The organism is Amycolatopsis orientalis (assembly GCF_000943515.2).
Taxonomy (GTDB): Bacteria; Actinomycetota; Actinomycetes; order Mycobacteriales; family Pseudonocardiaceae; genus Amycolatopsis; species Amycolatopsis orientalis.
On the sequence record NZ_CP016174.1, the window covers coordinates 7,280,814 to 7,300,674 of the forward strand.

22 protein-coding genes and 1 tRNA gene are annotated in these 19,861 nt (G+C 68.8%); 4 read left to right on the forward strand and 19 right to left on the reverse strand.

Annotated features, from left to right (window positions below):
- Positions 1-20: 20 nt before the first annotated feature.
- The 4 genes from SD37_RS31615 to SD37_RS31630 all read right to left on the reverse strand — a co-directional run bounded on the left by SD37_RS31615 (position 21) and on the right by SD37_RS31630 (position 6,999).
- Positions 21-2,540, reverse strand: a complete 2,520-nt coding sequence (locus SD37_RS31615; RefSeq protein ID WP_044855909.1) for a hypothetical protein — start codon at positions 2,538-2,540, stop codon at positions 21-23.
- Between the two features lie 16 nt (positions 2,541-2,556).
- Positions 2,557-4,233 (reverse strand): energy-dependent translational throttle protein EttA, encoded by a 1,677-nt coding sequence (ettA, locus tag SD37_RS31620; RefSeq protein WP_044855908.1) that lies wholly within the window; start codon positions 4,231-4,233, stop codon positions 2,557-2,559.
- A 96-nt stretch (positions 4,234-4,329) separates the two neighbouring features.
- Positions 4,330-4,779 (reverse strand): single-stranded DNA-binding protein, encoded by a 450-nt coding sequence (locus SD37_RS31625; RefSeq protein ID WP_235783745.1) that lies wholly within the window; start codon positions 4,777-4,779, stop codon positions 4,330-4,332.
- A 192-nt stretch (positions 4,780-4,971) separates the two neighbouring features.
- Positions 4,972-6,999, reverse strand: a complete 2,028-nt coding sequence (locus SD37_RS31630; protein ID WP_044855907.1) for a bifunctional copper resistance protein CopD/cytochrome c oxidase assembly protein — start codon at positions 6,997-6,999, stop codon at positions 4,972-4,974.
- A gap of 42 nt (positions 7,000-7,041) precedes the next feature.
- Here SD37_RS31630 and SD37_RS31635 point away from each other — a divergent pair, with 42 nt between their 5' ends.
- Positions 7,042-7,680, forward strand: coding sequence for a histidine phosphatase family protein (locus tag SD37_RS31635; RefSeq protein ID WP_044855906.1), 639 nt, complete (start codon positions 7,042-7,044; stop codon positions 7,678-7,680).
- Here SD37_RS31635 and SD37_RS31640 read toward each other — a convergent pair.
- Both SD37_RS31640 and SD37_RS31645 read right to left on the reverse strand, forming a co-directional pair.
- On the reverse strand, positions 7,654-8,835 hold the full coding sequence (locus SD37_RS31640) for a sensor histidine kinase (protein ID WP_044855905.1): 1,182 nt from the start codon (positions 8,833-8,835) through the stop codon (positions 7,654-7,656). The genes SD37_RS31635 and SD37_RS31640 overlap by 27 nt on opposite strands.
- 102 nt (positions 8,836-8,937) lie before the next feature.
- Complete coding sequence (locus SD37_RS31645; RefSeq protein WP_044855904.1) at positions 8,938-10,116, reverse strand: MFS transporter; 1,179 nt, start codon at positions 10,114-10,116, stop codon at positions 8,938-8,940.
- 121 nt (positions 10,117-10,237) lie between these two features.
- Here SD37_RS31645 and SD37_RS31650 point away from each other — a divergent pair, with 121 nt between their 5' ends.
- The 3 genes from SD37_RS31650 (at position 10,238) to SD37_RS31660 (ending at position 12,180) form a co-directional block, all read left to right on the forward strand.
- Entirely contained in the window at positions 10,238-11,287 is a 1,050-nt protein-coding gene (locus SD37_RS31650) for a LacI family DNA-binding transcriptional regulator (protein WP_044855903.1), read from the forward strand.
- A 187-nt stretch (positions 11,288-11,474) separates the two neighbouring features.
- Positions 11,475-11,864, forward strand: coding sequence for a peptidase inhibitor family I36 protein (locus SD37_RS31655; protein ID WP_044855902.1), 390 nt, complete (start codon positions 11,475-11,477; stop codon positions 11,862-11,864).
- Positions 11,865-12,106: 242 nt separating this feature from the next.
- A tRNA-Arg gene (locus SD37_RS31660) sits at positions 12,107-12,180 on the forward strand.
- 79 nt (positions 12,181-12,259) lie between these two features.
- On the opposite strand, the gene SD37_RS31665 is transcribed toward SD37_RS31660, so the two are convergent.
- The 13 genes from SD37_RS31665 to SD37_RS31725 all read right to left on the reverse strand — a co-directional run bounded on the left by SD37_RS31665 (position 12,260) and on the right by SD37_RS31725 (position 19,826).
- The gene (locus tag SD37_RS31665; protein ID WP_145926776.1) at positions 12,260-13,360 is read right to left on the reverse strand and encodes a site-specific integrase; all 1,101 of its coding nucleotides are present in this window, start codon (positions 13,358-13,360) and stop codon (positions 12,260-12,262) included.
- 53 nt (positions 13,361-13,413) lie between these two features.
- Positions 13,414-13,590 carry a helix-turn-helix domain-containing protein gene (locus SD37_RS31670; RefSeq protein WP_044852056.1) on the reverse strand — a complete coding sequence of 59 codons (177 nt, stop codon included), beginning with the start codon at positions 13,588-13,590 and terminating at the stop codon, positions 13,414-13,416.
- The gene (locus tag SD37_RS31675; protein WP_044852055.1) at positions 13,587-14,936 is read right to left on the reverse strand and encodes a replication initiator; all 1,350 of its coding nucleotides are present in this window, start codon (positions 14,934-14,936) and stop codon (positions 13,587-13,589) included. The genes SD37_RS31670 and SD37_RS31675 overlap by 4 nt, the downstream gene beginning before the upstream one ends.
- 98 nt (positions 14,937-15,034) lie before the next feature.
- Positions 15,035-15,883, reverse strand: a complete 849-nt coding sequence (locus tag SD37_RS31680; protein ID WP_044852054.1) for a hypothetical protein — start codon at positions 15,881-15,883, stop codon at positions 15,035-15,037.
- 58 nt (positions 15,884-15,941) lie between these two features.
- The gene (locus tag SD37_RS31685; protein ID WP_236725159.1) at positions 15,942-16,271 is read right to left on the reverse strand and encodes a hypothetical protein; all 330 of its coding nucleotides are present in this window, start codon (positions 16,269-16,271) and stop codon (positions 15,942-15,944) included.
- Between the two features lie 3 nt (positions 16,272-16,274).
- On the reverse strand, positions 16,275-16,526 hold the full coding sequence (locus SD37_RS31690) for a hypothetical protein (RefSeq protein ID WP_044852053.1): 252 nt from the start codon (positions 16,524-16,526) through the stop codon (positions 16,275-16,277).
- A gap of 18 nt (positions 16,527-16,544) precedes the next feature.
- A complete protein-coding gene (locus SD37_RS31695; protein WP_044852052.1) occupies positions 16,545-16,769 on the reverse strand; it encodes a hypothetical protein in 225 nt (74 codons plus the stop codon).
- On the reverse strand, positions 16,766-17,188 hold the full coding sequence (locus SD37_RS31700) for a hypothetical protein (RefSeq protein ID WP_065913023.1): 423 nt from the start codon (positions 17,186-17,188) through the stop codon (positions 16,766-16,768). Before SD37_RS31700 ends, SD37_RS31695 begins: the two co-directional genes overlap by 4 nt.
- Positions 17,189-17,209: 21 nt before the next feature.
- Positions 17,210-18,655 carry a type IV secretory system conjugative DNA transfer family protein gene (locus tag SD37_RS31705; RefSeq protein WP_044852050.1) on the reverse strand — a complete coding sequence of 482 codons (1,446 nt, stop codon included), beginning with the start codon at positions 18,653-18,655 and terminating at the stop codon, positions 17,210-17,212.
- Between the two features lie 128 nt (positions 18,656-18,783).
- A complete protein-coding gene (locus tag SD37_RS31710) occupies positions 18,784-19,002 on the reverse strand; it encodes a hypothetical protein (RefSeq protein ID WP_037317194.1) in 219 nt (72 codons plus the stop codon).
- A 22-nt stretch (positions 19,003-19,024) separates the two neighbouring features.
- The gene (locus SD37_RS31715; RefSeq protein ID WP_044852049.1) at positions 19,025-19,207 is read right to left on the reverse strand and encodes a hypothetical protein; all 183 of its coding nucleotides are present in this window, start codon (positions 19,205-19,207) and stop codon (positions 19,025-19,027) included.
- Positions 19,207-19,482, reverse strand: coding sequence for a hypothetical protein (locus SD37_RS31720; RefSeq protein ID WP_236725160.1), 276 nt, complete (start codon positions 19,480-19,482; stop codon positions 19,207-19,209). The genes SD37_RS31715 and SD37_RS31720 overlap by 1 nt, the downstream gene beginning before the upstream one ends.
- Positions 19,482-19,826 carry a hypothetical protein gene (locus SD37_RS31725; RefSeq protein WP_145926777.1) on the reverse strand — a complete coding sequence of 115 codons (345 nt, stop codon included), beginning with the start codon at positions 19,824-19,826 and terminating at the stop codon, positions 19,482-19,484. The genes SD37_RS31720 and SD37_RS31725 overlap by 1 nt, the downstream gene beginning before the upstream one ends.
- Between the last annotated feature and the right edge of the window lie 35 nt (positions 19,827-19,861).

Consider the following 19,861-nt stretch of genomic DNA (forward strand, 5'->3'; position numbering starts at 1 on the left):
GGACCTTTGCTCTCGCCGGGTCAGTCGCTCCCGTTGGCGCGGTGGCGGTCGCGGCCGTTGACCGGACGCTTTCCCGAGTCCTGGGAACCGAGTTGTTTCACGAGCGCGGCGGCGCTCGCGGTGCCCGCCTGGTGCTCGGCGAGGGCACGGGCGAGCAGGTCGGCGAGACCGGCGTCCGGCGGCGGCTCGTCCTCCGCGATCGCGCGGGCGTAGCTCTCCGGGAACGGCGTGATCGGCCGCCAGGAACCGGTGTCGGTCAGCGGGTCTAGCGCGGGCGGCATCCGCAACCGCGGCAGCCACGGATCCACGACCTCGTCCGTGGCGCTCTGCTGGGGCTTGTCCTGGAAATCGGTGTCGTACGACGGCGCCGGGTCTTCCCGGGGCGGCGGCGCCAGCGGGACGGCGGGCTCGGAGTACTCCACCGGCGCCTGCTCCCGACGGGAGTACGGGGCTTCGGTGTGGTGCTCGGCGGCCGGATCGGGATGCCCGGCGTCCGCGCGGCGGCGGCCACCGCCGTGCCCGCCGGTGCTCGAGATCCCGAGCCGGTCCAGCACCGACTTCGCCGCCACGGAACCGTGTTCGGCGTCGTGCCTGGTGGTGCGGGAGACGGGGGCGGTGGATCGGCGGGCGCGTTCCTCGGCCGCCCATTCGTCGCTCTCCCACAACGGGGCGGCGGTCCCCGGCGGACGCGGCGTTTCCGTCTCCGCCGCGATCCGCGGCCGGGGTTCGGCGGCGGGTTCAGGAGCGAGAAGCAGTTCCGGGACCAGGGGTTCCTGGACGGGCGGCGGCACCGGTTCCTCGTACCGGACGGGTTCCTCGGCGCGGCGCCGTGCGGCCGGGGCCGGGGTTTCGTGCCGCCCGGCCGTCGAACCGGAAGTCGAGTCGGGAGAGGACGGGACGGCACGCTCGCGTGCCGCGGGCGCCTCCGGACGAGCACGCCGGGAGGGCTCGGGCCCCGGTCGCGGTGCCGGTTTCGGCGGCGGCATCAGCTTCGGCGCGGCGGGTTCGGCTTTGGGTTCGAACCTGATCGACGGCTTGGGCTCCGGGGATTTCTTCGGTACCCGGCGGCGCCAGTCGCTGTCGGCCGCCGCGGCTTCCCGAGCGGGGTCCGGACGGGACGGCGGCTTCAGCACCGGCGCTTCGGTCTTCGTCTCCATGACAGGAGGCTCCGCCGGTGGCTCGGGCACGACGGGACGCGGCGGCTCGGCGGGCATGTCCCGCACCGGCGCGGGCTCCGCCTCCCTGCTCTGCCGTGCGGGCCGCGGCGGTTCCCGCCGAACCGGCGGCTCGGCGGCCGCCCGCTTCGGCGGCGTCACGTCGATCGGCGCCATCACCGCGGTCACTTCGGCCGGAGCCGGCGTGGGCACGGTGGCGGCCGATCGCGTGGCGACGGCCCGCAGGACGTCGTCGAGGTCGACCGCGGTGTTCTCGGCCGCGCCGAACTCGCCGAGCAGGACATTGCACGCCTGCCGTCGCGCACGGGCGTGCAGATGCTCGGCGGCCCGCGAACGGTGCAGGCAGCCGATGGCCTCCTCGGGACGGCCGAGCCTTTCCTCGATCTGCGCGAGTTCCAGCCACAACCGTGCCGTGACGGCGTGCAGGCCGTGGTCTTCGGTCCCGGCGACCGCTTCGCGCACGAGCATGCCCGCGGCTTCCCCGGATCCCGCGGGCAGCAGGACCCGGGTGGCCACCGCCAGCCGCAGCCACGCGGCCGGCGAGATCCCGGCGGCCCGGACGGGCGCATCGAGGACCGGCTGCGCGACCTCCAGCGCCATCTCCGTGGCACCGCGGTCGAGCAACGTGCAGACGAGTTGCAGGATCAGCCGGATCCGGACGAGACCGCCGTCGTCTTCGGGGTTCCCGAGCTTTTCGAGCATGCCCAGCCCGGTCCGCGCGGCGTCGGCCGCCGCCGTCAGATCGCCGTGCCGTCGACGGTGCGCCGACACCCCGACCCGCAGCAACGCGCGGATCAGCAGCTGGGAATCCGCCGCCATCGAGCTGTCACCGAGTACGAGCTTGTCCGCCTCGGCGAGCACCCTGTCCAGTTCCGCCTTCCGGCCGAACTGCGCCAGGCAGCCCACGAGATGGCACAGCGCCTCGGCCCGGTGCACCGGCGAGACCGCCGGATCCGCCAGCAGCGGACGCAGCGCGGCCAGCCCCGTCAACGGGATGCCGACACTGCGCGCGCAGACCGCGAGGTCGATCCTCAACCGGGCGGCGATGTCGCCGTAGCCCGCGTGTTCGGCGGCGCGCAGGGCGGCCACCGCCCGGCCGACCGTCCGGGGACGGCCACCGAGCCGGACCCGGGCGGTCACCACCAGGCTCTCCGCGCGGATCCACTGCTCGTCGGCACCGGCCGCCTCGGCGAGCGCGGCCGCGCGCTCCCCGAGGACCAGCGCGAGTTCGGGCGCCCTCAGGTGCAGGGCGTCCGCTCGTTCGATCAGCCTGCCGACAGCGGACAAGGTTCCCCCGGTGGCAGCCGTCCGCCCACCCACCATGGTGGTGGGCGGGCCCGGCCGTTGGCGCTTGCTGGCTTCCACGGGGAACCCCCGGCCCTCAGTCGCGGGTCAGCTTGCGATGGGTGACGCGGTGCGGACGAGCCGCCTCGGCACCGAGACGCTCGACCTTGTTCTTCTCGTAGCCCTCGAAGTTACCTTCGAACCAGAACCATTGCGAGGGGTTCTCGTCGGTGCCCTCCCAGGCGAGGATGTGCGTCGCGACCCGGTCGAGGAACCACCGGTCGTGCGAGATGACCACGGCGCAGCCGGGGAACTGCTCGAGGGCGTTCTCCAGCGAGCCCAGGGTCTCGACGTCCAGGTCGTTCGTCGGCTCGTCGAGCAGGATCAGGTTCCCGCCCTGTTTGAGGGTCAGCGCCAGGTTCAGCCGGTTGCGCTCACCACCGGAGAGCACGCCCGCCGGCTTCTGCTGGTCCGGGCCCTTGAAACCGAACGCGCTGACGTAGGCACGCGAGGGCATTTCGGTCTGCCCGACGTGGATGTAGTCCAGCTTGTCCGAAACCACCTCCCATACCGTCTTCTTCGGGTCGATCCCGCCGCGGTTCTGGTCCACATAGGACAGTTTGACCGTCTCGCCGATCTTGACCTGGCCCGCGTCCGGCTCTTCGAGCCCGACGATCGTCTTGAACAGGGTCGTCTTACCGACACCGTTCGGCCCGATCACGCCGACGATGCCGTTGCGCGGCAGGTCGAACGACAGCCCGTCGATCAGCACCCGGTCGTCGAAGCCCTTGCGCAGCTTCTCGACCTCGACGACCACGCTGCCCAGCCGGGGCCCCGGCGGGATCTGGATCTCTTCGAAGTCGAGCTTGCGGTGCTTGTCCGCCTCCGCGGCCATCTCCTCGTAACGGTCGAGCCGGGACCGCGACTTGGTCTGGCGCGCCTTGGCGTTGGACCGGACCCATTCGAGTTCGGACTTGAGCCGCTTGGCGAGCTTGGCGTCCTTCTTGCCCTGGACTTCGAGGCGCTCGCGCTTCTTCTCCAGGTACGTCGAGTAGTTGCCCTCGTAGCCGACGACGCGGCCGCGGTCGAGCTCCATGATCCACTCGGCGACGTTGTCGAGGAAGTACCGGTCGTGGGTGACGGCGAGGACGGCGCCGGCGTAGTTCGCGAGGAACTGCTCCAGCCACAGCACGCTTTCGGCGTCCAGATGGTTGGTGGGCTCGTCGAGCAGCAGCAGGTCGGGCGCGGACAGGAGCAGCTTGCACAGCGCGACCCGGCGGCGCTCACCACCGGAGAGGTGGGTGACCGGCTCTTCCGGCGGCGGGCAGCGCAGGGCGTCCATCGCCTGCTCCACCGCGGAGTCGATCTCCCACGCGTCGGCGTGGTCGAGGTCCTCCTGGAGCTTGCCCATCTCCTCCATCAGCTCGTCGCTGTAGTCGGTCGCCATGAGCTCGGCGACCTCGTTGAAGCGGTTGAGCTTGACCTTGATGTCGCCCAACCCCTCCTCGACGTTCTCGCGGACGGTCTTTTCCTCGTTGAGCTCCGGCTCCTGCATGAGGATGCCGACGCTGGCGCCAGGCTGGAGGAAGGCTTCGCCGTTGCTGGCCTGCTCGATCCCCGCCATGATCTTCAGAACGGTGGACTTACCCGCGCCGTTCGGCCCCACCACGCCGATCTTGGCGCCGGGGTAGAACGCGGTGCTGACGTCGTCGAGGATGACCTTGTCCCCGACGGTCTTGCGCACCTTCTTCATGGTGTAGATGAACTCGGCCATACAAGCGATCGTAGAGCGAGCCGATCGCGACCTTGACGGCGGTCACCACCGAACTACCGACAGTCAGCCTCACATCACTGAGGAGCATCGGGATCCTCAGCCCACGGACGCCTCCTCCAGCGCGGTGACCATGGGATTCCCCGCGGGCGGCGGCGCCAGCGGGATCGCCCTGGGCCGGTCACGCCCGAGCCGCCGGATCTCGACCGAGCAGCGTGCGAGGTTGGGACCGATCGAGAAGGCCTCAAGCTCAGGTAGACCGAGAGGTGCCGGGATCTCCTCCGCGGTCTCGGCGCCCCGCAGCCGCCCGGCCACGATCACCGGATCCCCTTTGCTGAGGCAGGAAAAGGCCGCCATCGCCAGCTTCCGCCAGCAGGTGACCTTGACCGCCAGCTGCCGCCCCTCGCCCCACTCCCCTCTTTCCTTGTCGTACCGGCGTTCGACACTCCGCAAGCCGAACGACACGACGTCGTGCCCGTGCACCCGCTCCGGATGGTGGACCGGTTCGCTGGTCAGATTGCCGATCATGGTCACCCACGTCTCGCCCATCGCCATCACACTCGCCTTTCTCCTCGATCCGGGCCGTTCCCGGTGTTTCCCTCGATCACCAGACTGCCTCGGGGCAAGGGCCGGAAACGGGCGGGAACCGGATCTGTGGACAACTCCCGGCGATGGGGGCTACCTGTGGACAACTCGGCGCGGAAGAGCCGCGCGGACACGAGGATGTGGTAAAGAGCGCGGTCAAGAACCGGAGCCCGGGCCCCGGCCCTGATCGGCGAGTTTCTTCAGCATCGCGTTGTAGGCGTTCAAATCCGCGTCGCCCGAAGCGTCCTCGCGCCGGTCCCGGCGGCGGGCCTCCCGCTCGTCCTGACGCGCCCACTGCACCAGCAGCGCGACCAGCACCAGCAGGACCGGCAGTTCCCCGGACGCCCACGCGATCCCGCCGCCGAGCCGCTGGTCGGTCAGCAGGTCGGTGACCCACGGCAGCTTCAGCGAACGGTAGAAGTCCTGGCCGAGCACGGTCTGCATGCTCATCAGCGCGATCCCGAAGAACGCGTGGAACGGCATGGCGGCGAACATCATCCCCAGCCGTCCCAGATGCGGGATCCGGCGCGGCGCCGGGTCGACGCCGATCACCGGCCAGTAGAAGACGTACCCGGCGAGCAGGAAGTGCGCGTTCATCGCCAGATGCGCCCAGTGGTAGTTCAGCGCGGCGTCGAACAGGCCCGAGAAGTACAGGCCGTAGAAGGAACCGACGAACAGCAACAGCGCCACGATCGGATGCGTCAGGAACCGCGAAACCGGCGAATGCACGAAGGCGAGGACCCATTCGCGCGGTCCGGGCGGGGCGTCCTTGCCCGCCACGGGCAGCGCGCGCAGGGCGAGCGTCACGGGCCCGCCGAGGACGAACAGCACCGGCGCCACCATGGACAGCAGCATGTGGTTGCCCATGTGCACGCTGAACATCGCGGGCGCGTACCGCCCGATACCGGACGACGTCGCGATCAGCAGCACGAAACAGCCCGCGAGCCAGGCGACGATCCGGCCGGTGGCCCAGGTGTCGCCGCGGCGCCGCAGCCGCCGTACACCGGCGAGGTACAGCCCGGCGAGCACGAGCGCGAGGGTGCCGTAGACGAGGTCGAACCGCCAGTCCGTGAGCAGCCGGAAAACGGTCGGCGGACCGGAAAGGTCGTAGCCGATCAACAGTTCCGTCGTGGACGGCTGGGTGAACGATTCCTGCGGCGGCGGGGTCTTCGCGAGTCCGGTGGCGATGCCGATCGTGACGAACATGATCAGCACTTCCACCGCGGCGAGCCGCAGCAACTGCCCGCCGCCCGCGCCGTTCACCAGCCCGGCGACACCCCTTTGCCGTTGCTGGTGCCCGAAGACACCGAGCAGCAGCAACGCGACGATCTTCGCGAGCACGAGCAGGCCGTAGTCGGTGGTGAACAGGTCGGCGATCCTGATCCGCACCAGCGCGTTGACGATGCCGGAGACCGCCATCACGATCCAGCAGACCAGCGCCAGCTTGGAGAACCGGGTCGCGGCGAGCGTCAGGTTCTCGCCGCGGCGCCAGCCGAGCGCGAGCAGCGCCACCAGCCCGCCGACCCACAGCGCGGCGGCGACCAGGTGGAACAGCAGGCTGTTGGTCGCCATGTCGTGCGAGCCGCCGCTCGCGGAATGCCCGGTGACCGCCACCGGGATCAGGCCGCCGACGGACAGGAAGAAGACCACCGTCGTCCAGCCCCAGGTCAGCGCGAGACGGCAGCCGAGCGCGACCAGCAGCGCGATCAACGCGGTGAACAACCAGGCCTTGGGCTGCTCGATGGCGTCCACGAGGTCGATCAGCACCTGCGGCGAGAGCACCTCGGTGAACGGGCGCCCCGCGCCGTCGGCCGCGGAGAAGAAGATCGACGCGGCGGCGGCGAAGAACCACACCCACGCGGCGACGCCCGCGACCCGGATGGCGGCGTAGCCGTCCGCCGCGAGCGTGCCGGACTTCTGCGGCGGGACGAGGAACGCGGCGAGCAGCAGCGAACCCACGCACAGCACCGAAGCCGCCTCGGCCAGCACCCGGACGACGGTGATGCCGTAGCGCGTCACCAGCCCCGGATCCGGCAATCCCGCGATGACGTAACCGGCGCCACCGGTCAGCGCGACCAGGCCGACGGCCACCACCGCGGCCAGCAGCGCACCGATCGACACCAGCGGCAGGACACCGGCCTTCCGCGCGGACGGGGCCGGTTTCGTCTCGGGGTCTGAAGGCACGTCACGAGGGTATGCCGGGCGCGCAAGGGGCAAGATGGCGGCGTGCGGATCATCCTGCTGAGGCACGCCGAGTCGCTCGGCAACGTCGACGAACTCGCCTACACACGGATTCCCGACCACGCCCTCCCCCTCACCGATAGCGGCCGTGAGCAGGCGAAGCTGGCGGGCCCGGGTATCCGGGAACTCCTCGGCGGCCAACGGGCGGCGGTCTACGTCAGCCCGTATCTGCGGACGCGGGAAACGTTGCGGCTACTGGACATCCAGGACGCGTGCGAGCGGGTCGTGCCGGAGCCGAGACTGCGGGAACAGGACTGGGGCAACCTCCAGGATCCGCTGGAGCAGGAGGTCCAGAAGCAGCGCCGTCACGAGTTCGGGCACTTCTTCTACCGGCTTCCCTTCGGCGAGTCCGGGGCGGACGTCGACGACAGGGTCGCGGCGTTCCTCAGCGAGCTGGCGGCCTGCGGCGAAGATCACCCCGAAACCGTGCTGGTCGTCTCACACGGCCTCACCATCCGGTTGCTGTGCCGCCGTCTCTTCAGCTGGAGCATCGAGCTGTTCGAGTCCCTGTCCAATCCGACGACCTGTGAATACCGCGTCGTCGAGCGCGAAGGCGACAAGTGGAAGCTGGACCGCCCGTTCCGCCAGTGGCGGGCCTCACCCGACGGGGAGACTCAGGACTGAAGGCGCGAGGAGCACCACCCGCGTCCCCAGCCCGGGGCTGGATTCGATCCGGGCGAAGCCGCCGACCTCCGCCATCCGCGCGACGATCGAGTTCTCGAGACCGAAGCCACGCCGCCGGTCGCCGACGTCGAAACCGGCGCCGTGATCCCGCACGGTCAAGGAGATCCCGCCACCGATCTCCTCGACGCTGACGACGGCCCGCCTGGTCCCGGAGTGTTTCAGGGTGTTGCGCAGGGCTTCCCGCGTCGCGTCGTGCAGGGCGACGGCCGCCTCCTCCGAGAGGTCCGAACCACAGTCGTCCTGGATGACGACCTCGGCCCGCAGTCCTTCCGCGGCCATCTCGGCGGCGAGCAGCCGGAGCCGCTGATGCAGTCCGACCGGACCCGAGGGTTCGTGTTCGAGGCTGATCCTGATGCGCATCGCCTGGGCACGGGCGGTGCGGCGGACCCGGTCGAGGCTGGCGGCCGGGTCGAGTTCGTCGGCGGGCGCGGGGATCGCGAACGACTCCATCACCTGCAGGACGGTGTCGTGGACGTCGCGGCGGTGCCGTTCGCGTTCCGCCGCCCTGCCCTGCTGTTCCCCGAAGCCGAGCGCGAACCGCATCGAAGCGCCGACCAGGCCGACGACCACGAGCGAGGCCACCAGCGCCGTTCCGAGCGTGAGGAAGAGACCGAGCGGGGAGACCGGGTCCAGCGTGAAGTGCAGCACCACCGCGCCCCCGATGACCAGCGTGCCGGCCACCGCGCCACGCAGCAGGGTCCAGATCATCACCGTGCCCATCAGATGGGTCCAGGTGATCGACGCGATCGCGCTGTCCTGCGCCGGTGCCACGAGGAGCGCGGTCACCAGCGTCAGGAGCACCGCGAATCCGGCGTCGGCGACCGGGACGAGCCGCGTGACGGCGGCATCGCGAGCGGACCAGCGGAAGATCCAGACGGCTTCGGCGACGTTCGGCACCAGATGCAGCACCGCGATCGTCCACAGCACCGACGGCTCGCCGAGCCCGGCCGACCAGAGCGCCTGCACCAGCATCGCCAGCCGGAACACCACCGGGACCAGCACGAGCCGGGGCAAGGTGGTCTGCACCAGCCGGGCCGGGATCCCGGGGACCTGGTGACGACCGGTCAGGAGCCCCACGCCTCCGAGCATCAGCATCCTCACGCCGCTCCTCCCCGGATCAGCCTTCCTGAAACAGCGAGCGAGTCGCATTCATTTCAGTTTACGAGCAGTCAGCTTGCCCGCGGCGTGGCGAGGATGTCAACGGGCGACGGGTTCCGAGACCTCCTCGCGTTTCCGGGCCCGCGCCGCGGCCAGCGCGGAGGGGACGATCAGCGCGGCGGTCAGGCCGACGAACAGGAACGACACCGAAAGCGACGTCACCTGCGCGATTCCGCCCACCAGCGGCGGTCCGGCGAGGAAACCGGTGTAGGCGATCGCGGTGACGAACGCCAGTTCCCGCTCGCCTCCGGTGCCGTCGGCGCGTTTGCCCGCCGCCCCCGCGAGGCTCAGCGCGATCGGGAAGGCGGCGGCCAGCCCGGCACCCGCCAGCGCGAAGCCGACGAATCCGTACACCGGCAGCGGGGCCAGCGCGGCGAGCACGAGCCCGGCCGCGGCGAACCCGGCCCCCACCGCCAGTGCGCGGGTCGGGCCGAAACGGTTCTGAAGCCAGGCACCCGCGAGCCTGGCGAGCGCCATGGCCAGGGCGAACCCGGCGTACGCGAAGGCGGCGGCGCCTTCGCCGACGCCGTGCACGGACGTCATCAGCAACGCGGACCAGTCCGAACTCGCGCCTTCCGCGATCGCCGAGAACAGCGCGATGGCGGCCAGCAGCCAGAGCACGGGACGTTTGACCGGCGCCACCCGCGGCTTCTCGACGATCTCGGCGCGCACGGGCCGGGCGCCGGGCACGGCCGCGATGACGAAGGCGAGCACGACCAGCGCCACCAGGGCGGCGACGGTCAGATGCCTTCCCGGCGACCACTGATGTGAAGCGGCGAGGCCGGCGGCGACGGAGCCCGCCAGCGCGCCGAAACTGAACCCGGCGTGCAGAGTGGGCATGATGGCGCGCCCGGTGCGACGCTCCACCTCGACGCCCGCGACGTTCATCGCGACGTCCAGCGCGCCATTGCTCACCCCGAGCACGAACAGCGCCCCGGCCAGCAAGGGCACCGACGTCGAGAAGCCGATCATCGGCAACGAAGCGCAGGCGATGATGGCGCTGCCGGCGACCACCGCACGGGCGCCGTGCCGCTCGATCAGCCGCCCCGACACCGACGCCGCGAGCAGCATGCCGACGCTGGCCCCCAGCAGCGCGAGGCCGAGAACACCGGGTGAGGCGCTCACCCTTTCCGACAGCGCCGGTGTCCGCGGCGCCCAAGAGCCGAGCGCGACCCCGTTGAGCGCGAACACGACGAAAACGGCCGTACGGTCACGCATAGACCCCAGTCTCCTTCCGATTCCTGTTTCCCCAGAATGACTTAAGCGCTTCAGAAAGTCTAGGCGCCGACGCTCGGTCTAGACTGCGGCGGTGACCAGCACGCGACGGCGAAGGCCGACGTTGGACGATGTCGCCGACGCCGTCGGGGTGTCGCGGGCGACCGTTTCCAACGCCTACAACCGGCCCGATCAGCTGTCCGTCCAGCTGCGCGAAGAGGTGTTGCGCGCGGCCAAGAAGATCGGGTACGCGGGGCCGAACCCGACCGCGCGCAGCCTCGCCACCAGCCGCACCGGCGCGATCGCCGTGCTGCTCGACACGAATCTTTCGACGGCGTTCTCGGATCCCGCGCTTTCGCTCACCCTCGACGCGCTTTCGACCGTCGTCGACCCCGAGGGCCACGCCCTGCTGCTGCTCCCCGGCGACGGCGAGAGCGGCGGCCCGCGCGCGGAACGGATCCTGACCGCCCAAGCCGACATCGCGGTGGCGTATTCGCTGGCGGACGGCGCGCCCGCGCTGAACGCGGTCCGCGACCGGGGCATGCCGCTGGTGGTGATCGACCAGCCGCATCTCCGCGGTTCGGCCAGGATCGGGGTGGCGGACCGGGCAGGCGCGGCCGCGGCGGCCCGGCATCTGCTCGAACTCGGGCACCGGCGGATCGGGATCTTCTCGGCGCAGTGCCTTTCGGCGCCGCGCGGTGGCGAACTGAGCGCGGCGGAGGCCGGGCAGAGCCGGTTCCACGACAACCGCGAGCGGATGGCCGGTTACCTGGAGACGCTGGCCGGGGCGGGTATCGCCCTGGAGGACGTGCCGATCTGGGAGGCGTCCGGGCTTTCGGTCGAGGGTGCCCTGCCGAGCGCGTTCGGCCTGCTCGACCGGCATCCACGGCCGACAGCGCTGCTGTGCATGTCGGATCTGCTGGCGCTGGCGGCGATCTCGGCGGCGAGACACCTCGGGCTGTCGGTCCCGGGTGATCTTTCCGTCGTGGGTTTCGACGACGTCCCGCCTGCCCAGTGGTCCGAACCACCACTGACGACGGTCCGGCAGGATCTCGCCGCGAAGGGCCGGGCGGCCGGCGATCTGGTGCTGCGCCTGCTGCGCGGGGAGAAGGCGCCCGCACCCGCCGAGGTCCCCGCCGAACTGGTCGTCCGGGAGTCCACCGGGCCCGCGTAACGGCGATTTCCGGCGAACACAAGACCGTCCGGCGATCTGTGGACAACTCACCCCGATCGAGCGGCGCACATCTACTTATCCACAGCAGTAGAAATGCGGGCAGACAAACCCTTCCCCTCGGGTCATCGTGGAATCACACATCCACCGGCGACGATCGAGCCGCCGATTCACGGGGGAGAACCCAGCCATGCGACGACGTTTGACGAACCTGCGCGCACGCCTCCCGCACGTGCTCCTGCTGGCCATGTTCGGCCTGCTGACCAGCACCGGAGTCGCGAGCGCCACCACCGCGCCGCCTGAACCCTCCTGTCAGAAGGGCGAGTTCTGCGTATGGGGCGAAGAATCCTTCGGCGGCACGGTACAGAAATTCGACCTGCGCACTTCCAATCCCGAGGAATGCATTCCCTTGCCCGCGGGCTTCGACGGGCATTCGTTCGTCAACCGCCTGAGCCGCGACGTGACCATTTACCAGAGCGAAGAGTGCACGACCGAAGGAGATTTCATCACCTATCCGGGTGGCGGCACCTACGTACCCCAGGGACCGTTCGTGATCCGCGCCCTCAAGATCTGGGACTGACCACCCCGGCGGTTCGCGCCGGTGGCTTGCAGAGGAGTCGACTCGCGACCTGCGCGAACCCAGGGGCCGCTCCCCCGAAGCGGCCCCGGCCCGTGAGCGCGTCACCCCGCGCCGTGACGCGCTCACGGGCGTTCCAAAAAACGGTGGGCTCTACCTGAAACGATCTGGCGGTGTCGAACGATCGACAGGTTGGCGACGGCTAAGCTGCCGATGCTGGGCGACACCCAACGTCGCCGACGTCGGCCCTCGTAGCTCAGCTGGATAGAGCAAGAGCCTTCTAATCTCTAGGTCGCAGGTTCAAGTCCTGCCGGGGGCACGCCGCCACAGGGAAACCCCTGGTCACGCAAGTGGCCAGGGGTTTCGTCGTTGATCAGCCCTTCGTTTACCCTTCGTTTTCAGGCGGCGACCGCTGGGCGTGCGGCCAGCGCGGCACTAGCCTCCTCCCCGACGACGCCCCGTTCCATGTACACGTCTTGCGTCGTGCTCGGATCGTCGTGACCGACATAGTCGGCGATCTCTCGTGCCGACAGTCCGGCGGCGTCGAGCCTCCAAATGACGTAGTGCCGCCAGTCGTGCGGGTGAAGCCCCTGGAACGGCGTTCCCTCGACCACCCGGCGGATGTACTTGCGGGTGTTGTCCGGGTCCCGCAGCGTGCCCGTAGAGGACGGGAAGCACCACGGTGATGTCGCGGCGGCATGCCGTCGCCGGAGCATGTCCATCACCCAGGCGGGGGGACGGATGCGGCGCATCCCGGCGGGACTCTTGGTGTAGTCCTGGACGATCAGCCCGACACCGGTGACCCTGATCACGGTGCCGTGGATCCAGATGGTCCCGCCGTCAAAGTCCACCGAGGTTTCCCAGTCCAGCGCCAGCAATTCACCGATCCGGCAGCCGAGTCCGGAAAGGGCCTCTTGGACGTCGACCAGGTCCCAGCGCACCGCGTCCTCCGAGTCGCGGAAGAGCTGGAGTGCACTCCCGGCGTTTCGTCCATTGACCAAACGGGGCTTCTTGCCGCTCTTGTCCTTCTTCTTGCTCAGTGACTCGATCTCGCGCACCGGATTGTCGTCGAGCGCGTCATGCCGGACCATCAGCGCGCAAGTCGCGGTCAGGACCGCCCGTGCTTGCTTGGCGGCGGCACTGCCACTCTTGTCGCGAACAGACGTCAGAACACGGTTCACAATGGACACTCGCATATCGCGCACCCGGAGGTTCGCAAGCGGACCTTCCAGATACCGCTTCCACGCCCCGTGATAGTCCTGTTTGGTCCGGGTCGCCTTGTCCGAACGATCCAACTCCGTGAAGTAGATCTCGGCCACGGCCGCGACCTTGGTATCCGGCAGGATCTCGCCGTCGCGCGAGGCTTGCGCGCGGTCTCGGAGGGCTTCGAGGAGATTGTTTACCGCTTTGCTCTTCGTCTCCCCCACTCGTTCCACGGGGCGCGCTATGCCGTCGTAATCCTTATACCGCGCCACCGCGCACCAGTTCCCGCCCTCCAATTCGAACGTCCGGATCTTGCCCCACGTCCCGAGCGGAAGGGGTGGCCGGGGCACTACGCGCCCCCTTGTTCGGCGACCCAGGCGTCGACGTCTTCAGGCCGGTAGCGGAGGTGCTTGCCGATGCGCTTGCCCGCCGGGCCGTAGCCGGTGGTGCGCCACCGGTAGAGGGTGCCGACGGGGACCCCGAGGTGGGTCGAGAGGTCTTCGACGGTCATGAGTGGCTGGTTCATGGCTGGTTCTCCTTTGCGAGTTTGTCCTTACGCTGTAGTCGTTTTCCTTCGTAGATCGCTTCGGCGATCTCGCGTTCTTCGGGGTTGTTGTGGCCGTTTCCGGTGTAGTTCCAGTGGTTGACGACGGTCACGCTGTCCGGGGTGGTGCCGAGGGCTTCGAGCGTGGCGATGTGCTGGTGGGTGCGGCGGTTGCCGCGCAGGGTGGTGAAGGTGACGGAGTAGCGCTGGGATTTGGTGAGGAAGTGGCCCCGGAAGCCGAGCATGTGTGCCCATTTCCGGAGGAACGCGAGGTCTTCGCTTGCTCCGAGTTCCCAGGCTGTGGCGATCATGCGTCGGTGGTGCGGTAGGACATCCAGGTGCTCGATCGCGCGTTCGGACCTGATAGGACGATCAGGGACTTCGCTGGTGCTGGTGCCCTTGGTGGCGTACTTGGCGATGTATCCGGCTAGCGCGCGGTCGCTGATCTCGCCGTCGTCCCTCTCGATCTGGGCGGCGTGTGCCGGGCGGATGGGCCGGACGTCGATCTGCTGGCCCCAGGTGAACACGTGCTCTGTGCTCTCGCCGTCGATCATGTATTGGCGGGAGACGTGGGTGGTTTCGACGGCCGCGCGGACGGCGTGCTCCATGAGCGTGTTGTCGACCCATGCGGGTGCGGGGTCGTGGGCGCCGTCAGGGCCGTCGAGCCGGATCACGGCGTGAAAGTGAATGAGACCGCGCTTTTGGTACTCAGCGACCTTGGCGTAGGACAGCCGCGCGTGGTCAGCGAACTCACTGACCTTGATTCCGGCCGCTCGGGCGATCTCGCGACGCAGGCGGATGGTGAACCGGTGCCACAGGTCGCCGGTGTGACCCTGCCAGAGCACAGCGCCCCGGTAGTCGTAGGTCTCAGGGTCGATCGCGGTGCCGACGCGTGTGTCAGCGTCGTGGTGGTGTTCCCCGCATCCGCAGGGGATTCGGCGGCCGGTGCGGGTGGTGCGGCGGCCGTGGACAGCGCCGAAACTCGGGGCGGTGAGGGTGACGAACAGGCGGGGCTTGTCCGCCACAGTCTCGGGGATCGACTTGCCGCCGGTCATTCCGGCCCGGATGAGGTGAAAGGCGTCGGCGGCGTAGCGGTCGGAGCAAGCGGGGCACACGGACTCGCGGCGGTTGCCGCACGGGGCGTAGACGGTCCCGGCGTGGTGGTCGAGGGTGCGGCCGGTGGCGCGGTCGGTGACGACACGGTAGCCGGACAGGTGCACCGGCTGAAGGCATCCGCCGGTCGCGGTCACGCGGTCGCGGACGCGGCGAATGTTGAGGTGGCGGGTGATGCGGGTAGCCAGTGAGGACCCGTCGTGCTCGGTGATCATGGCTCTCCATTTCGTGCGGGCGCGAGAGAGCCGGGCAAACCCCGGCACGGTCACCAAGGGGGCTGCCCGGCGAACGTGCGTGGTGCGGGAGGAACCGGTCAGGCGGTGACCGGGTGGTGGTTGATCGAAGCGTTCAGTTCGTCCACCAGCGTGGTGAGCATCGCCTCAGGCAGGTTGACCCTGGCAGTCAGATCGGCGGCCGTGACGGGCCTGCCAGCACTGTGGGCGGTCTCGGTGATGCTGGTGACCGTGGTGCGGATGCTGGCGGGGAGCTTCGCGAACGTGGCCGACGTCGGGGGCCGGGGGGCCTGGATTTCGGCCGGCATGGGCGGCGGGGAAGCCGCGGTTCGCCGCACGGTGTTCCCGCTGGTCGGGGCCGGGGCCGTGGCGAGGGCTTGTTCACGGACGCGGGTACAGGTCTGCTGAATCACCGGCATGACCTCCGCCAGGAGGAACACCACGAGCGGGATCACCAGGTGGAAGAACACCATGCCCTTGGAGACCTCGCCGTGAGCTGGTGCGAGTCCGGCCCAGACGTTGGCCACCAGGGTGGCGCCCAGCAGAAGGCGCTTGAGGTAGCGCACGGGCTTGGCGTTCGTGGTGACGCCGTGGGAGAGCATCGAGGCTTCCCAGCGGAGCAGGGTCACCAGGATGCCCGCGAGCGCGGGTTCGGCCAGCCACGCCCCCCACCACAGCGGATCGGTGATCGGCCGGTCACCGGCGAGGAAGTCGTGCACGCCGGTGGTGGTGAACCCGAGCCCGATCGCGAGGAACACCCACATGGTTCGGGTGATCGAGGCCCGGAACCGGTCGGCGGTCACCGCGCCCAACATCGGATCGGTGGACAGCCGGTGCACGTCGCGGGCTTCGTCGAGCTGATCGGCCAGCGCGCGGACCCGGCGGGAACGTGGGGTGTCCTCGCCCTCGATCTTGCGTTTCCGGAACATGATGTTGCCTCCTTCCAGGGGGATGGACGGGCGAGGCGCCCGTGGCACGACGGAGATCTCACGTGTCCCGCGAGGACTCCGTGCCTGCCGGTGAAGCGGTCTGGATGTAGCGGGCTTGCGCGTCGAGCATGGCCGCGAGGTAGCGGGCGAACTCCGGCGGCATCGCCAGTTCCCATGCCCGGTCCGGTTTTCCCGGCGGGGACTGGCTCACCCGCAGCAGCACCGTGGACGCGGTACCGGAGACGGCCGTGTTCGTGACCGTCGCGTGCTCGAACCGCACACCCTCGATCGAGCGAAGCGGGTAGATCGCTAGCCCGTCCTCCAATGTGGACACCGCCGAGTGCCACACGTCGGATTCCGGGCCTGGCAGGGATTCCTTGTCATTCACGGCTCATCCCTTACTGCCGTTGCTCGCGTGATCCGGATTGACCTGATCGAGCCTCTTCAACGCTTGCGCGATTAGCTCTTCGGCTTCCCGGGTTGCCGTGATCCGGCGTGTCTTGAGGTCCGCGAAGGCGCTATCGGACATGTTGTGCTCGTCTCCGGTCGCGAACCAAGTTCCGGTTACCAGGCCATTGAGGGCCACCTTCAAGTGGCCACAGATATCTTGGTGCATGTCTGCGAAGCTGTTCCCGTACGCCATGGCGAGTGTCCTTTCTGGTCAATCGCGGGTGTAGTGGATGACCTGATACGTTCCGGCGCCATTGCGTTCCGCGTGCCACTCCTTCCAGATCCCGACCGTCAGTCCGACGTAGACGACGACCGTTCCGCCGACCGCGAGGACGGTCCACCAGAAACCCCGGATGAGCACGCCTTCGAGGATGACGGCGAGCGCGGCGACACCAGTGATTTTGAGCCAGAGCCAGAGAAGTTTGAGCGTGATCACTGGTCGTTCTCCTTCTGTTTGGCGATTTCGAGGGCGAGGAGGTAAAGCTCGTCCGGGGTGACGGTCTCGTGGTCTCCCTTGCGGAGGCCCAGGTGTTTTCGGGCACGGCTGTAGGGGAACGAGCTATAGACCTTGACCCGGGCACCTGACGGCCCCCTGCCGTGAAGCGTGATGTGCAGATCTCCCGCACTGGTGTGCCACCAGTCGCCGTGCAGTCCGGTGAGCGAGTGCGTCCAGACCAGGAGCGAGCCGATCACGGTCACCGGGTCACGTCCTACGCTCGGCTGAATGCTGACGCTGGACGTTCCCGGCGTCAGGCACACCGAGGCCGGTTCCGGTGCTGGTGTCTCCCGGATCAACCGGGTGGCGATCGCTGCGAGTTTGGCGACCCCTTCGAGTGAAACGAGTGCCGTTGTCATGATCGTGTCCTTTCTGGACGGTCAGGCGGCGAAGGGGACGAGCACGCCACCCGGTTCGTCGTCATCGAAGTGCGGGGTGCACAGTCGGACGAGTTCGTCAATGTCGTCGTCGGTGCTGTAGCCCGCGCGGACGCGGATCGGGGTGCGGGACTTCTCCGAGGTGCGGTAGCCGATGCCCTCGCAGCCCTCTTCCGGGATCTCGTCGGCGAGAGCGCCACGAAGCCGCGCGTCCTCCCCGAGCACCATGTCCACATAGGAGGCCGAGCCGGTGCGCAGCGAGATCCGGCGGGTGAACAGATCCCGCACCGGCACGGTGTCCTTCGTCGGTTCCTGGACGTAGGCCACGACCGCGAACCCGGCCGCGCGGCCCTGCGTGAGGATCTCCGCGAGAATCCGGTTCACCTGGCTGATCGTGGAGCGGCTGCCACCGAGCGCGGTGAGCATCGCCAGTTCGTCGATCATCAGGACTTCGAACGGGGTCTCGGCCGAGGGAGTGAACTTGCGCTTCTTCTGCGCCTTCAGGTACGCCTGACGTTCCCGCATCCGGTCCCGGAACTCCAGCAGCAGCCCGAGCATCGGATCGACGTCCTCGGGACCGGTGCCGTCGTCGTACTCGACGTCGTCGTCGGCGGAGGTGGCGTGCCGGTAGAACAGCGGCTTCCCACGCTCGGTCTCCATGCCTCCCTTGGGATCGATCATCCAGATCCGGGCGACCTGTTCCCGGATCATCGGCCCCATCGCCCGAAGCGGGTTCCACAGCAGCGACCCCTTGCCGGAACCGGTCGCGCCGGAGATCAGCCAGTGGTGACCGAGCAGCGGTTCAGCCCAGATCTCGCCCTGTTCGGTGTCGCCCAGCTCGATCGCCTTCAGGTCGACCTCATCCACCTCGCCGGGGATATCGGCCGGGGGGATCACGTCGTCGAACGGGTTGCCGTGCACCAGCGTGATCGTCAGGATCCGGGGCTTGCTGCCCTTCTCGATCGCGATCACGTCCGCTCCGAGCGCGGCGGCTAGCTCCTCCTGGACGTCCTGGAAGACACGCAGCGACTGCCCTTTGACGAACTTGACCTTGAGGACGTCGATCGACGGGGTGGGCGCGGCGACCCGGAGCAGGCGGGGCACGAGGAGTTCGCCGGTGCGGCGGTCCTGCCCCACCAGGTTGCAGTACTCCAAGGACTCTTTCCAGGACCGGCCGATGTAGCGGGTCCAGCGACGGCGGACGGCACGAAGCCGCGGGGACGCCACCGCCATGTAGGAGTCTTTGTGCAGGTAGCGCCAGGACAGCCCGGCACCGACCAGCCCGGCCACCGCGCTACCGGTGGTCACCGCGCCCAGCTCGACGACGCTCGTGCCGAAAACGGCCGGCATAGCTGTGACGCCGGGGTGGCGCAGCATCCAGCCCGCGCATCGGGCCGGGATCGGGGTCTTCCCGCTCGGACGGCGGGTCTTGGACTTCGAAGTCTTCATCGGTAGATCTCCTGTGCTTGATGGACACAGGAGGGCCGCAGAACCCCGGACACTGGACGCGGGGGTCTACGGCCCTCACTACGTCCAGACGGATCGGTCATGCGGTTGTCGGTACTACGGTCCGGCGGTCAGCGTCGCCGGGCAGCGGGCTTCTTCTTCGCTCCGCCAGCGAACAGCGGTTTCGCCGCTTCCACAGTTGTGATCGCGGTCGCGACCTTGCGGGCGGCTTCGGTGTGCTGCTTGCCGCACCCGGCGACCCGGTTGGACAGGCGAGTCATCGCCGTCCGGAGCTTCTTCATCGCGTTGTCCAGCTCGGTCAACTTGCCGTCGATCTGGTTGGTGCTCATCGGTTTCTCCTCGGTGCTCGGTTCAGAACCACGTCTTCTTGGCCAGTCGCTTGCATTCCGGGCAGTAGGTCGCGAACACGTAGCCGAAGCACGAGGTCTCGACTTCGGACACGTTCGCGGTGATCCCGCACGCGGCGGTCATCTGACCGGACCAAAACGACTGCTCCACAGCGATGTGGACAAGGTCTTCTTCGCGGGTGGTCATCAGACTCGCCAGCCCCGCGAGATCAGTTCCGCCTTGCGCTTGAGTGCCACCTCCCGGAGTTCGTCCAGCGCACCGGACGCCTTCCGGAGATCGGCCTGTACCTCGGACTTGCTTGGGACCTGCCATCCCTCGAACCGGTCCGCCGTGGCGCCCTTGTCGTCCAGGGACTTCCCGAGCTTGCCCACCTCGTCGAACGCTTTGCGGACCTCATCGAGCGCGAACTCGAATTCGACGAACCGGGCCTTGTTGACGTTGTTGATCGTCTGCGACGTCATCACGATGCCTTTCGCTTGCGAGAACAGGGAATCGGCGCCAGGGAGCGCCACTGACGTGCCTTCACCTTGGTGGCCTTGGGCACCAGGACCGCGTTACCCGGCCCTTCGTATCCGTGGTGGGTGTAGACGTGCACACCTCCCTTCGTCAGCCACTTCACGGTCAGGAGCTGGTGCACGGCCTCCTCCTCGGGGCGGGGGGCGACCTCGATCGTCTTGCGGGCGACCAGGTGGTACACCCGCTCCGAGGGGCCGACCAGCACATACCCGGTGTTCTCCGCAACCTGTAGCACCTTCTCGATCAGAGTCATGTCGTTGATCGGCGGGGCAGCCGGTCCCGTCGTCACCGGCTCATCCACCGGATTCCCGAACAAGTCCACCG

Excerpts from the sequence above, each read along its gene's own strand:
- SD37_RS31705 (WP_044852050.1), bottom strand. The coding sequence starts at position 18,655 with ATGAAGACTTCGAAGTCCAAGACCCGCCGTCCGAGCGGGAAGACCCCG.
- SD37_RS31675 (WP_044852055.1), bottom strand. The coding sequence starts at position 14,936 with ATGATCACCGAGCACGACGGGTCCTCACTGGCTACCCGCATCACCCGC.
- ettA (WP_044855908.1), bottom strand. The coding sequence starts at position 4,233 with ATGGCCGAGTTCATCTACACCATGAAGAAGGTGCGCAAGACCGTCGGG.
- SD37_RS31710 (WP_037317194.1), bottom strand. The coding sequence starts at position 19,002 with ATGAGCACCAACCAGATCGACGGCAAGTTGACCGAGCTGGACAACGCG.
- SD37_RS31720 (WP_236725160.1), bottom strand. The coding sequence starts at position 19,482 with ATGACGTCGCAGACGATCAACAACGTCAACAAGGCCCGGTTCGTCGAA.
- SD37_RS31625 (WP_235783745.1), bottom strand. The coding sequence starts at position 4,779 with ATGGGCGAGACGTGGGTGACCATGATCGGCAATCTGACCAGCGAACCG.
- SD37_RS31680 (WP_044852054.1), bottom strand. The coding sequence starts at position 15,883 with ATGTTCCGGAAACGCAAGATCGAGGGCGAGGACACCCCACGTTCCCGC.
- SD37_RS31715 (WP_044852049.1), bottom strand. The coding sequence starts at position 19,207 with ATGACCACCCGCGAAGAAGACCTTGTCCACATCGCTGTGGAGCAGTCG.
- SD37_RS31645 (WP_044855904.1), bottom strand. The coding sequence starts at position 10,116 with ATGCGTGACCGTACGGCCGTTTTCGTCGTGTTCGCGCTCAACGGGGTC.
- SD37_RS31700 (WP_065913023.1), bottom strand. The coding sequence starts at position 17,188 with ATGACAACGGCACTCGTTTCACTCGAAGGGGTCGCCAAACTCGCAGCG.
- SD37_RS31670 (WP_044852056.1), bottom strand. The coding sequence starts at position 13,590 with ATGAACCAGCCACTCATGACCGTCGAAGACCTCTCGACCCACCTCGGG.
- SD37_RS31655 (WP_044855902.1), top strand. The coding sequence starts at position 11,475 with ATGCGACGACGTTTGACGAACCTGCGCGCACGCCTCCCGCACGTGCTC.
- SD37_RS31690 (WP_044852053.1), bottom strand. The coding sequence starts at position 16,526 with ATGGCGTACGGGAACAGCTTCGCAGACATGCACCAAGATATCTGTGGC.
- SD37_RS31640 (WP_044855905.1), bottom strand. The coding sequence starts at position 8,835 with ATGCTGATGCTCGGAGGCGTGGGGCTCCTGACCGGTCGTCACCAGGTC.